Raw genomic sequence first — 13,313 nt, 5'->3', positions numbered from 1 at the left:
TAGCTTAGCGTGCATACTGGTCAGCATGAGCATGTGCGTAGTCGGTTCCATCAACGCTGACCTCGTGGTCCACACCGCGCGGCACCCGCAGCCGGGTGAAACCCTGCTGGGCAGCGGCGGCACCATCACCGCGGGCGGCAAGGGAGCGAACCAAGCGGTCGCTGCCGCCCGCCTGGGTGCTCAGGTCAGCTTCGTCGGCGCGGTGGGCAACGATGCTTATGCCACGCCCGCGATGCACTACTTGCAGGCCAGCGGCGTGGACCTCACGCACGTCGAAGCCAGCGAGGAGGTGACGGGCTTGGCGGTCATCACCGTGGATAAGCAGGGAGAAAACACCATCATCGTGGTGCCGGGGGCCAATGCGCTTGTCGACGCTCCCTTCGTCACCACCCACTCCTCCCCTATCACCGAATCGGAACTCATTCTGCTCCAAGGCGAGGTTCCGGCGGAGGGTTGTGCCAAGGCCATAGAGCTGGCGACGGGGCGGGTCGTGGTCAACCTCGCGCCGGTCATCGAGGTTGACAAGGAAGCTCTCCTGCGCGCCGATCCGCTGCTGGCCAATGAGCACGAAGCCGGGCTCATCCTGGAGCAGCTGGGCCTGAGCGGCGAGGGCGCGCCGGAGGAGCTGGCGCGGCGTCTGACGGAGGCCGGCTTTGCCTCGGTGGTCCTCACGCTGGGCTCGCGGGGAGCGCTCGTGGCCGAAGGGGCTGAGCTTGTCGACGTTCCCTCCCCGCAGGTCACCGCCGTCGACACGACCGGCGCGGGTGACGCCTTCGCCGGCGCGCTGTGCGCCCGGTTGCTCCACGGCGACGGCCTCGTGGAGGCCGCCACCTTTGCCGCTCGAGTTGGGGCTTACGCCGTCACCGGAGAAGGTGCGCAGGCCTCCTACCCCGATCTCAAGAGCAAGCTTCCCAGCTAATTACTCCCCGAGGAGCTGGGAGCGCAGGTTCTCGTCCTTCTTCTCCACCTCGGCGGCCATGTTTTCTTGGTAGGCCACCATCTTGTCCACCAGTGTCGGGTCACCCGCGGAGAGAATGCGCACGGCAAGCAGGCCGGCATTCTTCGCTCCGCCGATGGAGACGGTGGCCACCGGCACGCCGCCCGGCATCTGCACGATGGAGAGCAGCGAATCGAGCCCATCAAGATCCTTCAATGCGCGCGGGATGCCGATCACCGGAAGCGGCGTGGCCGCGGCGACCATGCCCGGCAGGTGAGCCGCGCCACCGGCGCAGGCGATGATGGCCTTGAGGCCGCGCTCGTGCGCGGACTTGGCATAAGCCAGCATCTTTTCCGGGGTGCGGTGCGCGCTGACAACGCCTACCTCGAAGGGCACGCCGAACTCGGCGAGCACCTCTGCGGCGGGCTTGACGGTGGGCCAATCGGAATCAGAGCCCATGATCAGGCCAACGAGTGGTTCCATAAAAACTCTCCTTATTAAATAGGTTTCAAGCTCGCTGCGGGCTTAAGCCCACTGCGCGTGGACGAGGAAGTGGGCGGCATCGTGGGCGATGCGGCGGGTTTCCGCCACGTCCTCACCGACAACGTTGACGTGGCCAATCTTGCGGCCCGGCTTGTGGTCCTTTCCATAGAGGTGGACCTTCGCCTCTGGGTAGCGCTCCATCACTTCGCGGACGCGCTGGGGCATGGGCATCTGCGGATCTTCTTCGGCACCCAGCACATTGGCCATCACCGTGACCGGGACCAGGGCTGCGGTAGAGCCCAGCGGCAGGTCCAGCACGGCGCGCAGGTGCTGCTCGAACTGCGAGGTCACGCAGCCATCCTGAGTCCAGTGGCCGGTATTGTGCGGGCGCATGGCCAGCTCGTTGACGGCGATATCCTCCTCAACAACCGCGCCCGGCGCGCCAGAGGCGGAAGCGATGATGGAGCCGGCGTCTTGCTTCGTGGCGAAGGCAAAGAGCTCCACCGCCAGCACGCCGGTAACGCTAAGTTCGGTGGCCACCTTGATGCCCACCTGCATGGCGCGCTCGGTCAACTCCGGCGAAAGGTTCGGAGCGGGGGCAAAAGCCTCGGCGCAGATGCCGTCCCGCTGCACGGACTCGGTGACCGGCCAGACCTTCACCTCGCCGGAGGGGCGACGGGCGACGAGCACGGACAGCTCGCGGGTGAGGTTGACCTTTTCTTCGGCCATGAGCGGGGTATCGGCCGCAAGCAGCTTAGCGACGAGCGGCTCCAGCTCCTCCGCGGACGGGAACCACACGCCATGGCCGTCGTAGCCGCCGCGGCGGGCTTTGAGGCACACGGAACCGTCGACAAGCGCGGCGAAATCCCGCGCATCCTCCACCGATTCGATGGCGGCAAAGCGCGGCACTGGGGCGCCCAGCTCTGCCATTTTCTGGCGCATGAGCAGCTTGTCCTGCGCGTAGAGGAGGGCGGAAGGCTGGGGCTGGACGTTGAGGCCGTCGGCGATGAGCGCCTGCACGTGCTCGGTGGGAACGTGCTCGTGCTCAAAGGTGATTGCATCCGCGCCGTCTGCGGCGGCGGTGAGCACGTCGAGATCGTGATAGTCACCGAGAACGACGTCCGGGATCACCTGGGCGGCGGACTTATCCGGCGCGGAGGCTAGCACGCGCAGGTGGATGTCGAGCTCGGCGGCGGCCGGCTGCATCATGCGCGCAAGCTGGCCGTCTCCATAAACAGTAACGAGGGGTTTGTGTTGTTCACTCACTCTTCCAATACTAGCCTTGGGGCCATGATCGTCCGGCATACCATCTTTCAGAACTCCCTCATGACCGCCCTGTTGGATGGCATTTACGACGGCGAAATGACCATCGGTGAGCTCTTGGGCAAGGGCAACTTCGGTATCGGAACCTTCGATGCGCTGGACGGCGAGATGATTATCCTCGACGGGGTGTGCTACCAGCTGCGCGGCGATGGCACCGCGACGGTGGCGGACTTGGACCAGGGAACCCCCTTCGCGGTGGCCACGAACTTTGTCCCCCGTATTAAGGTGGCCGCGCCCAAAGGATTGAAGCGCGAGGAGCTGTCGGCCTTCATCGATGAGGTCGAGCCTTCCGCCAACTACATGTACGCGGTGCGTATCGCCGGACGCTTCAGCAATGTGGTCACCCGCACGGTGGTCAAGCAGAGCAAGCCCTACCCGCCGATGGCGCAGGCGGTGGGCGGTGACAAGGAGCTGCGCTTTGACGACGTCGAGGGCGTCATCGGTGGTTTCCGCACGCCGGTCTTTGAGAAGGGAATCTCCGTGCCCGGATGCCACGTGCACTTCATCGACGCTGCACGTACCTCCGGAGGGCACGTGCTGGACTACACGGTGGATGAGGCCACGATTGAGCTCTGCCCCGGAACGGACCTCGATCTGCGTCTGCCGCTGACCCACGAGTTCCGCTCCGCCAACTTGGCGCCGGAGGACCTGGACCAGCAGCTGCATACGACGGAGATTAAGGGCTAGCCCCAGACCGGTTGCTCGTTGAGGATGTCTTCGACGCGCTTTGCTTTGGGGATGGAGGGAAAATACATCGGCTTGTCATAGCCGTGAAGTGCCAGCGAGATCCCACCGCGGCGGCGGCGCGCACCGCGAATATCGGTGAGCGGGATCGAATCAACGCGTTTGCCTTCGCGAGCGATGACGCGCAGGTTAGTCACGATGAAGCGCTTGCGACGGGCCTTGACGAGAGGAACGATGAAGCGCCAGACGGCAAGCAGGGCCCATATAGCTACTAAGCCATTGCGAAGCGCTAGGTCAATGCCGTTGTAGTCACACCAGCCGATGGCGATCCAGCACACCCCAGTAATCACGACGAGCTCTAGAAAAGGAAAGAGCAGCGTGCGAAACGGGGCGGTCATGTCCGCGCGAACAACTTCGCCGCGGCCCATCTGCATGAGGTTCATGGGGCACATGGTACCTCCCTGCTCCCACTGTCCAGGTGAGAGGACGTCACGTCCCAAACCTTGAAGGCCCAGCCAAGGCTTCGCACATGGCATTTCCTAAAAGGCGTCAGTCAAAAGGCGTCTTTGCCCCCGAAAACGCCATGTGGAGGCGTCCAAAAGGTGTCTTTGACCCCAAAGACGCCTTTTGACTAATGCCTTCTGACAGATGCCTTTTGAATAGCGCCATGTGTCGAGCACGGCGCCTTCTATGAAGGCCTCGCCGGTCGACGCTTGGATGTCCCCGCGCGGGCGATTATTTATCAGCCGGGCGCAGGTGGATGACATCACCGGCGGAGTAGTACTCGCCGCCGACGTTGATGCGGCCGTCGTCAGCCACGCCCTCGACGGTGCCGATCACATCGCCCGTCGGGGCTTCGAGGCGAACCTCCTGGCCAATGGAAGAACACACCTTGCGGTAATCAGCCATGAGCTGTGGGTCCTGCTGCTCCCACTGGGTGATGCGGCGGCGCAGGTTCTTCAGAACGGTGATGGCCAGCTCAGTGCGGTCGGTATCAAGGCCTTCGAGCGCAAGCGAAGTCGCGGCCTCGATGGGCAGTTCCTCCCGGGTCAGGGTGACATTGATGCCCATGCCCACGACCACGCGTGCTGAAGGCGGGTTAGCGGCTTGAGTCTTGGGCGCGACCTCAGCCTTGTTGATTTCCGCTTTGTTGATTTCGGCCTTGTTGACCTCAGCCTTGTTGATTTCGGCCTTCGAGACTTCAGTCTTCGGAGCGGACTTGAAAGCCTCCCCCACCGGGCCGGCTTCCGCGAGGATGCCGCACAGCTTCTTGCCATCGATGTGCACATCATTCGGCCACTTGAGCACCGCACCATCGACCGAGTCGGTCACGGCCAAACCGGCAGCCAGGGGCAGGGTGCCAAGGTGCTCTAGCGACTCCGGGAGGATCAGTGCGGAGAAGATAAGCTGCGACCCCGCCGGGCTCACCCACTGGCGGCCCAAGCGGCCTTTGCCGGCCACCTGTTCGTCGGCAAGCAGTACGGTGCCATCAGCCACCTTCTCCGCCTGCATGAGATCAGTATTGGTGGAGCCAGTGGACTCGGTGAAATCGATGACAGCGAAGTCTTCACGTAGCGCCTCGCGGATGCGGTCCATATCAAGTGCAGTCATGCACCCTAGGTTACCCGCCGGGCAGTGGCCTTCTAGACGTAACTAAAAGTAATCCGGATTGGCCAGAATTGTGTGTGCGGTGGCCTCGTCGAGACAGGTGGTCAAGACCGCTTGCGGCAAAGCATGGGTTACCTGTTCAGGCGTAACGGAGATCTGCCGAGAATCCGCTAGGAAGGACACGGTGTCCTCAACCAGCTTGTCGTAGTCCGCGCGTTCTTTCGTGCCGAGGCTATCTGGTTTGCCTTCAGTCACCAGCACGTAGCGGATCTCCGGGGCGACCCACTTACATACCCACTCGCCGTATTCTTGCGCTTCCGAATCCGAGAGGTCCAGCCCCATCCGCTTCATGCTGGCGCGCATGGTGTCACGATCAACCTTGCCGTTGTCCACCAGTTGTGAGCGGACCTTAGATGAGTCCACGGTGTCGGCGAAAATAGCGCGGAACACGGTATCGCGCTGAGCCGCGGAAGGCGAAGTGGACTGCGTCGAAGACGCGTCAGCGGTACCAGTGGAAACAGTTGTTAGCGGCGTGAAAGTCTCTGCAGATTCCGTACTAGAGCAACCAACCAAGAGCACTGTGAGGAGCGGGGCGAACTTCTTCATAGCGAATTCCAGCCTAATCCACGTGCCGCTGGGTGCTAGTGTGTGTCCATGGCAAAGGTCACTTTTGAGAACGTCGGCATCACCTATCCCCGCGCCGAGAACCCCACGGTCAAAGACCTCAATCTCGAGATTGCGGATGGCGAATTCCTGGTCCTCGTCGGACCGTCCGGCTGCGGTAAATCCACCACCCTGCGCGCCCTCGCGGGACTCGAGCCGGTCTCCAGCGGCCGCATCCTCATCGACGGCAAAGACGTCACAGGGCTGGAGCCCGGCGAGCGCGATATCGCAATGGTCTTCCAGAATTATGCGCTGTACCCGCACCTCACCGTGGCCCAGAACATGGGATTTTCCCTCAAGCTGGCCAAGATGCCCAAGGCAGACATCAAAGCCAAGGTCGAGGAAGCCGCCAAGACCCTCGGGCTCACGGAGTACCTGCAGCGCAAGCCCAAGGACCTGTCCGGTGGTCAGCGCCAGCGCGTGGCCATGGGCCGCGCCATCGTGCGCGAGCCGAAGGCCTTCCTCATGGATGAGCCCCTGTCCAACCTCGATGCCAAACTACGAGTGCAGACCCGCGCGGAGCTGGCCAGCCTCCAGCAGCGCCTCGGCACCACCACCGTCTACGTCACCCACGACCAGGTGGAGGCCATGACCATGGGAGACCGCGTCGCCGTTCTCAAAGACGGCGAACTGCAACAGGTCGCCCCACCGCGCGAGCTTTACGACGCCCCCGCTAACGAATTCGTCGCCGGCTTTATCGGCTCCCCCGCGATGAATATCTTCGACTACAACGGCGGCCGCGTCGGCGTGCGCCCAGAGAAGATGTTCATCAACAAGGGGCCAGTAGGCTTCCAGGGCACGGTGGAGTTCGTGGAGGAGCTGGGCTCCGAATCCTTTGTCTACGTCATGGTGGGCGAGCAGCGCTTCGTTGCCCGCGCGAGCAATAACGTTCCGCAGCGCGGTGAGAACGTCGTGCTGACCTTTAACCCCCGCGAGGCCCACCACTTCGATCCGGAAACCGGCCAGCGCATCGAGGCTTAGGCAGTAGCGCTAACAGGGGTAGCTTCACCCCCGTGTGAAGTGAATTAAAAGCCAAAACCATGTGCCTTGTGGGGATGATCCCCTATTTTGAAGTCATCAAAAGTTTTCCGAAAGGTGAATACTCCATGAAGAAGCCGTTTCTCCCTAGCTCGCTGCGTTCTGTCCGCCGCGGCGTAGTCGTCACCACCGCTGCACTCGCGTTGACCTTGGCAGGTTGCTCGTCGGGCGACGAGGGGTCGTCGTCAAGCGCTGGCTCCGATGCCTCCTCCACCGATGGTGGCGGCCGCGGGCCCATCACCTTTGCCATGGGCAAGAACGACACCGACAAGATCACCCCCATCATCGAGGCATGGAACGCCGAGCACCCGGACGAGAAGGTCGAGCTCAAGGAGCTCGCCGGCGAGGCCGACGCTCAGCGCGAAACCCTCGTGCAGTCCCTGCAAGCGGGCAACTCCGACTACGATGTCATGGCGCTCGACGTGGTCTGGACCGCGGACTTTGCTGCAAACCAGTGGCTGGCACCGCTGACCGGTGACCTGGAGGTTGACACCTCTGGCCTGCTGGAGCCCACCGTGGAATCCGCGACCTACAACGACACCCTCTACGCGCTGCCGCAGAACACCAACGGCCAGCTGCTCTTCCGCAACACCGAGTTGGCGGACAAGGCTCCGGAGAAGTTCGAGGACATCGCGTCTGCCTGCGAGGCCATCAAGGACGATAGCTCCTGCCTGACCACCCAGCTCAAGCAGTACGAGGGCCTCACCGTCAACACCGCCGGCTTCATCGAGGGCTGGGGCGGCTCCATCTTGGATGACGAGGGCAACGTGACCGTTGACTCGGACAAGTCCAAGGAAGGCCTGCAGGCGCTTGTCGACGCCTACGAAGACGGCACCATCTCCAAGGACTCCACCGCCACGACGGAGGAGGAGACCAACTTGGCCTTCACCGAGGGCAAGACCGCATTCGCCATCAACTGGCCGTACATGTACACCAACGCTGAGGAAAAGGGCGTCAAGTTCGAGGTCCAGCCGCTGGTGGGCAAGGACGGCGTCGGTGTCTCCACGCTCGGCGGCTACAACAACGGCATCAACATCAACTCCGAGCACAAGGCTACGGCCCTGGACTTCATGAAGTTCATCATCAACGAGGAGAACCAGAAGTCCTTCGCTGAGGCTTCCTTCCCGCCGGTACTGGCTTCCATCTACGACGATGAGTCCCTGGTGGAGGAGTTCCCGTACCTTCCGGCTCTGAAGGAATCCCTGGAGAACGCCGCACCGCGTCCGGTTTCCCCGTTCTACACCGCCATCTCCAAGGCCGTGCAGGATAACGCTTACGCGGCATTGACCGCGGGCAAGTCCGTCGATGACGCAACGAAGGACATGAAGGCCGCCATCGAGGCAGCCGCGCAGGGTTAATCTTCCCAGCGTGAATGGGGCGCGAGTAAGTCCACGAGACTTGCCCGCGCCTCTTTCTTTGATCTGGCTTTGATCTGGGTGCTCGTGCACAGAGGATGTCTCAGCCACCCGCTATGATTTTCCCCAACCCCCGATAAACCCCTCCCCCCTATTAATCAGAAAGGCAGGCACCGCATGGCTGGAGCACCGGCTACCGCGCAGCCCCGCAGACAGTATCTGCGCGTCGCTGCGCTCATCGCACCGGCGCTGATAGCGCTGGCCGTGGTCATCGGCTATCCCATCGTGCGCGCTGTGATGTTGTCCTTCCAGGGCAACAAGCGGCTTAACCCGACCACGGGTGTATTCGAGGAAGGCTCATTCGCAGGCCTCGAAAACTACCTGTACTGGCTCACCAATAAATGCATGTCTGCCACCGGCCAAGCCACCACATGCCCAGACGGCGTCATCGCCACCGATTTCTGGCCAGCGCTCAAGATCACACTCTTCTTCACCGTGGTCACGGTGGCACTGGAGACGATCTTGGGCATGTTCATGGCGCTGGTGATGAACGGCGAATACCGCGGGCGCGGCCTCGTGCGCGCGGCTGTGCTGGTGCCTTGGGCCATTCCCACCGCGGTGACTGCGAAGCTGTGGCAGTTCATGTTCGCGCCGGACGGCATCATCAACGCGCTCATCGGCTCGAACATCGCGTGGACCACGGACCCGTTTTATGCCCGCCTCGCGGTCGTCATCGCCGATGTGTGGAAGACCGCCCCGTTCATGGCGCTGCTCATCCTGGCCGGCCTGCAGATGATCCCGCGCGATGTCTATGACGCGGCCCGCGTGGACGGCGCCTCGCGCATCCAAACCTTCTTCACCATTACCCTGCCGCTGGTACGCCCAGCGCTCATGGTGGCCATCCTCTTCCGCACGCTGGACGCGCTGCGCATGTACGACCTGCCGGTCATCATGATCTCCGCTTCCTCCAACTCCCCGACGGCCACCATTTCCCAGTTGGTGGTGGAGGACATGCGCCAGGGCCACTTCAACTCTGCCTCCGCGCTATCCACCCTCATCTTCCTGCTCATCTTCACCGTCGCGTTCATCCTCGTGCGTTTCCTCGGCGCTGATGTGTCCGGTACTGCTCGCCAGAAGAAGGAGAAGAAGTCATGAAAAAGATCGGACACTACCTTGGCATCCTCTTCATCATGTTCTGGGGGCTCGCTCCCTTCTACTGGATGGTCGTCACCGCCCTGCGGCACAAGTCCCATACTTTCGACACCACCCCGTGGCCCACGCACGTAACCCTGGATAACTTCCGGGACGCGCTAGCCACGGACAAGGGCAATGACTTCCTCAATGCGCTGGGGAACTCTTTGATCATTTCCTTGGTCACGACCGCGGTGGCGGTCCTTATCGGTGTGTTTACCGCCTATGCCTTGGCACGCTACGACTTCCCGGGCAAAGGTATTGTCACCGGCATCATTCTGGCTGCCTCGATGTTCCCGGCCATCGCGTTGGTGACCCCGCTGTTCCAGCTCTTTGGCAACCTCGAATGGATCGGCACCTACCGCGCGATGATCATCCCGAACATCTCCTTCGCGCTACCGCTGACGGTCTATACGCTGCTGAGCTTCTTCCGCCAGCTTCCCTGGGAGTTGGAGGAGGCCGCCCGCGTGGACGGTGCTTCCCGCGGCCAGGCCTTCCGCCTCGTGCTCCTGCCCTTGGCCGCGCCGGCGCTGTTTACCACGGCTATCATCGCCTTCATCACGACGTGGAACGAATTCATGTTGGCCAAGCAGCTATCCACCACCGCTACTGAGCCGGTGACCGTGGCCATCGCGCGCTTCTCGGGCCCCTCGGCCTTCGAGTACCCCTACGCCGCCACCATGGCCGCGGGCGCGCTGGTGACGATTCCGCTGATCATCATGGTGCTCATCTTCCAGCACCGCATCGTTGCCGGCCTCACCGCCGGCGGTGTTAAGGCCTAATGCGCCGCGCTCTGCTGTGGGACACCGCGCTGGGATTCGTTGGTTTCTTTGCGTTCCTGGCGCTGGTGCAGGCAGTCCTCAATCTTTTTCACCCCTCCCCCGCTATCTGGCCGGGGCTCCTCGCGGGCGCGCTGTGCCTGGCGGAGTTTCTGCTGTGGCGGGCTAAACGGAAGGATCTCCGATGACCTGGCACGATAACGCCATTTTCTACCAGGCCCTCGTGGGCTCGTACAAGGACACCCGCGGCGAAGGCGTCGGCACGCTGCGCGGCGTTATTGAGAAGTTGGATTACCTCAAGTGGCTCGGCGTGGACTGCCTCTGGCTCTCCCCGTTTTATGCCTCCCCGCTGCGCGATGATGGCTATGACATTGCCGATTACTACTCCATCCACCCTGATTACGGCACGATGGAGGACTTCGAGGAGCTCGTCACCGAGCTCCACGCGCGCGGCATGCGGCTGATGACGGACCTGGCTTTCAACCACACCTCCACTGATCACCCATGGTTCCAGGCCTCGCGCACCGATCCGGAAGGGCCGTACGGCGACTACTACGTGTGGGGCGATGATCCCCTGCGCTACCCAGAGATCCGCATCATCTTCACCGATACGGAAACCTCGAATTGGGCGTGGGATCCGGAGCGCAAGCAGTACTACTTCCACCGCTTCTACTCGCACCAGCCGGACTTGAACTATGACAACCCGAAGGTCCACGAGGAAGTGTTCAAGATCCTCTCCTTCTGGCTGGATAAGGGCGTGGACGGCTTCCGCCTCGATGCCATTGCATACCTCTACGAGCGCGATGGGCTGGGCGGCGAGTCCCTGCCGGAAACAGTCGAGTTTGTGGAGAAGGTCCGCGCCTTCATCGACGAAAACTACCCTGAGGCCATCATGATCGCGGAGGCCAACCAGCCGCCGCAAGACACCATGGAGTTCTACGGCACGGGCAATCGCTTCCACATGGTGTTCAACTTCCCCGTCATGCCGCGGCTCTACCAGGCCCTCGCCCTGGGTGACGCCACACCGGTCTACGAGATCATGGCGAAGCTTCCGGAGCTGCCCCAGGGCTGCCAGTGGGGCACCTTCCTGCGCAATCACGACGAGCTGACGCTCGAGATGGTTGGCGAAGACCAGCGCGCCATCATGTACGAGCACTTTCTGCCGGATGATCAGATGCGCGCTCACGTGGGTATCGCGCGGCGGCTCGCCCCGCTGTTGGGCAACGACTACCGCAAGATTGAGCTCTTCTATTCCCTCCTCATGACGCTGCCGGGCGCGCCTTTCTTGTATTACGGCGATGAGATTGGCTTGAACGACGCCCCCGAGCTGCCCGACCGCGATGCTGTCCGCACCCCTATGCAGTGGGAGCCGGGCGAGGGCGCAGGTTTCAGTACATCCGCTCAGACGCGCCGCCCCATCGTTGGCGGGATTGGTATTTCGGTGGAAGAGCAGCTTGCCGACGACTCCTCGATCCTCCACCGCGTTCGCAGCCTCATCCAGCAACGCAAGGCGCATCCGGAACTCGGCACCGCGCCTTTCGAGGCGGTGGAGACCGGCCACGCGGGCGTTCTGGGATTCCAGCGCGGTGAATTATTGTGCTTGCACAACTTCACCGAAAAAGCCGTGGACTTAGGACCAGTCGAACTGGGACCCTTCGGTTATGCCTGGCTTCCGGTGGAGGCTTAGCGGCCTTTTAGCGAAACGGTAAACAGAACATGAACAGTCGATGTATTGTGCTGTAATTTTTGAGGTTTTTTAGCGTTTTATGACCAATTAAAGATACATAATGCCTATTTGCCGAGGTCACCGGCCTTTAGCGCACAATTGGCACCATTACCTTTCGGGACTATCGTCAACCGCGGTTAGCTCGCAGTCGTCGCGCCACCCCTTTGGCCCCGACACGCTGACCCCTCTTTGTAGATTATTGCCCTAGTCCTGAAAGGGATCACGCTCGTGTCAGCGACTCTTATCATCTTGGCCATCGTGGTCATCACGGCACTGGCCTTCGACTTCACTAACGGTTTCCACGACACAGCCAACGCTATGGCAACGTCAATTGCTACCGGCGCACTGAAGCCGTTCACCGCGGTCGCCATTTCCGCCCTCCTCAACCTCATCGGCGCATTCCTCTCCGTCAACGTGGCCGCCACCGTGGCCAAGGGAATCGTCAACCTTGACCAGTACGATGTCTCCGTCCCCGCCGACGGCGACGCTTTGCTCATGGTCGTCTTCACCGGCCTCATCGGCGGCATCACCTGGAACCTATTTACCTGGCTCCTTGGCATGCCGTCTTCATCCTCCCACGCCCTCTTTGGTGGCCTCATCGGCGCTGCCTTCGCAGCCCTGGGCACCGGCGGCGTGGCATGGTCCTCCATCGCCGGCAAGATCATCATCCCGGCTATTGCCTCCCCGCTCATCGCCGCTCTGGTTTCCGCCTGCGGTACCGCCCTGGTGTACTGGGTGACCAACACCATCCCGAGCAAGGTCAAAAACGAGCACTTCCGCCACGGCCAGATCGTAACCGCCTGCCTCGTATCCCTGGCCCACGGCACCGGTGACGCACAGAAGACGATGGGCGTTATCTTCCTTGCCCTCGTTGCCGCTGGCGAGGCCAACTCCGATTCCCGCATCCCAACCTGGGTCATCGTGGCCTGTGCCGTCGCGATTGCCGCCGGCACCATGTCGGGCGGCTGGCGCGTCATCCGCACCCTGGGCAAGGGGCTCGTGGAGATTGAATCCCCGCAGGGCATGGCCGCTGAGGCCACCTCCGCCGCCATCATCCTGACCTCCGCCACCGGCGGTATGGCACTGTCCACCACCCACGTGTCCACCGGTTCCATCCTGGGTACCGGCCTGGGCCGCAAGGGCGCGAAGGTTCGCTGGGGCGTCGCCATGCGCATGGTGGCCGCGTGGCTCATCACCCTTCCGTGCGCCGCCTTCGTCGGCTTCGTTACGTGGTGGATTGCCAACGGCGTGGGCGCAGCCACCAACACCATGGTGGGTGCCATCGTTGACCTAATCATCCTGCTGGGAATGGTCGCCCTCATCCTCCTGCGCGCTCGCCGCAACCCGGTTGACGCTAATAACGTCAACGACGACTGGGACGAGGACTCCGAGTCCGTCGACTCCTCGATGTCTCACCGCGAAAAGGTCGCCGCCGGCGTTTCGACCGGCAACGCCCCTGGCGCCGCAAACGCCGTCAATGATGTGGTCAAGTCCCACACCGCTCACAAGGACAACTAAGGATTCCA

Annotated in this window: 14 protein-coding genes; 9 read left to right on the top strand and 5 right to left on the bottom strand. The window is 62.3% G+C overall.

Annotation, left to right across the window (positions count from 1 at the left end; genetic code table 11):
• Window positions 1-25: 25 nt before the first annotated feature.
• A complete protein-coding gene (locus tag M5J06_RS10705) occupies window positions 26-919 on the top strand; it encodes a ribokinase (RefSeq protein WP_250224636.1) in 894 nt (297 codons plus the stop codon).
• On the opposite strand, the gene purE is transcribed toward M5J06_RS10705, so the two are convergent.
• Together purE and M5J06_RS10695 are read right to left on the bottom strand one after the other, a co-directional pair.
• Entirely contained in the window at window positions 920-1,420 is a 501-nt protein-coding gene (gene purE, locus M5J06_RS10700) for a 5-(carboxyamino)imidazole ribonucleotide mutase (protein ID WP_070597167.1), read from the bottom strand.
• A 42-nt stretch (window positions 1,421-1,462) separates the two neighbouring features.
• The gene (locus tag M5J06_RS10695) at window positions 1,463-2,725 is read right to left on the bottom strand and encodes a 5-(carboxyamino)imidazole ribonucleotide synthase (RefSeq protein WP_256485996.1); all 1,263 of its coding nucleotides are present in this window, start codon (window positions 2,723-2,725) and stop codon (window positions 1,463-1,465) included.
• On the opposite strand from M5J06_RS10695, the gene budA reads away from it, so the two are divergent.
• Window positions 2,711-3,430 carry an acetolactate decarboxylase gene (gene budA / locus M5J06_RS10690; RefSeq protein WP_250224635.1) on the top strand — a complete coding sequence of 240 codons (720 nt, stop codon included), beginning with the start codon at window positions 2,711-2,713 and terminating at the stop codon, window positions 3,428-3,430. The genes M5J06_RS10695 and budA overlap by 15 nt on opposite strands.
• Here the strand turns inward: budA and M5J06_RS10685 are convergent.
• From M5J06_RS10685 to M5J06_RS10675, 3 genes are all read right to left on the bottom strand, one after another.
• Window positions 3,427-3,870 carry a hypothetical protein gene (locus M5J06_RS10685; protein WP_250224634.1) on the bottom strand — a complete coding sequence of 148 codons (444 nt, stop codon included), beginning with the start codon at window positions 3,868-3,870 and terminating at the stop codon, window positions 3,427-3,429. The genes budA and M5J06_RS10685 overlap by 4 nt on opposite strands.
• A gap of 292 nt (window positions 3,871-4,162) precedes the next feature.
• The gene (locus M5J06_RS10680) at window positions 4,163-5,038 is read right to left on the bottom strand and encodes a biotin--[acetyl-CoA-carboxylase] ligase (RefSeq protein WP_250224633.1); all 876 of its coding nucleotides are present in this window, start codon (window positions 5,036-5,038) and stop codon (window positions 4,163-4,165) included.
• Between the two features lie 42 nt (window positions 5,039-5,080).
• Complete coding sequence (locus M5J06_RS10675; protein WP_193629268.1) at window positions 5,081-5,641, bottom strand: hypothetical protein; 561 nt, start codon at window positions 5,639-5,641, stop codon at window positions 5,081-5,083.
• A 48-nt stretch (window positions 5,642-5,689) separates the two neighbouring features.
• Between M5J06_RS10675 and M5J06_RS10670 the strand changes: the two genes are divergently transcribed.
• The 7 genes from M5J06_RS10670 to M5J06_RS10640 all read left to right on the top strand — a co-directional run bounded on the left by M5J06_RS10670 (window position 5,690) and on the right by M5J06_RS10640 (window position 13,305).
• On the top strand, window positions 5,690-6,679 hold the full coding sequence (locus tag M5J06_RS10670) for an ABC transporter ATP-binding protein (protein WP_250224632.1): 990 nt from the start codon (window positions 5,690-5,692) through the stop codon (window positions 6,677-6,679).
• Between the two features lie 125 nt (window positions 6,680-6,804).
• Window positions 6,805-8,094, top strand: a complete 1,290-nt coding sequence (locus tag M5J06_RS10665; RefSeq protein ID WP_070597163.1) for an ABC transporter substrate-binding protein — start codon at window positions 6,805-6,807, stop codon at window positions 8,092-8,094.
• Window positions 8,095-8,268: 174 nt separating this feature from the next.
• Window positions 8,269-9,246 carry a carbohydrate ABC transporter permease gene (locus M5J06_RS10660; protein ID WP_250224631.1) on the top strand — a complete coding sequence of 326 codons (978 nt, stop codon included), beginning with the start codon at window positions 8,269-8,271 and terminating at the stop codon, window positions 9,244-9,246.
• The gene (locus tag M5J06_RS10655; RefSeq protein WP_070531054.1) at window positions 9,243-10,064 is read left to right on the top strand and encodes a carbohydrate ABC transporter permease; all 822 of its coding nucleotides are present in this window, start codon (window positions 9,243-9,245) and stop codon (window positions 10,062-10,064) included. The genes M5J06_RS10660 and M5J06_RS10655 overlap by 4 nt, the downstream gene beginning before the upstream one ends.
• Window positions 10,064-10,249 (top strand): hypothetical protein, encoded by a 186-nt coding sequence (locus M5J06_RS10650; RefSeq protein WP_070564885.1) that lies wholly within the window; start codon window positions 10,064-10,066, stop codon window positions 10,247-10,249. Before M5J06_RS10655 ends, M5J06_RS10650 begins: the two co-directional genes overlap by 1 nt.
• Complete coding sequence (gene treS, locus M5J06_RS10645) at window positions 10,246-11,748, top strand: maltose alpha-D-glucosyltransferase (protein ID WP_250224630.1); 1,503 nt, start codon at window positions 10,246-10,248, stop codon at window positions 11,746-11,748. Before M5J06_RS10650 ends, treS begins: the two co-directional genes overlap by 4 nt.
• Window positions 11,749-12,015: 267 nt before the next feature.
• Window positions 12,016-13,305, top strand: a complete 1,290-nt coding sequence (locus M5J06_RS10640; protein WP_083303822.1) for an inorganic phosphate transporter — start codon at window positions 12,016-12,018, stop codon at window positions 13,303-13,305.
• The last annotated feature ends 8 nt before the right edge of the window (window positions 13,306-13,313 follow it).

The organism is Corynebacterium intestinale (assembly GCF_023574125.1).
Classification (GTDB): domain Bacteria; phylum Actinomycetota; class Actinomycetes; order Mycobacteriales; family Mycobacteriaceae; genus Corynebacterium; species Corynebacterium hesseae.
The sequence above is the reverse complement of the archived record's forward strand: the minus strand, read 5'-3'. Positions and strand labels throughout refer to the sequence as shown.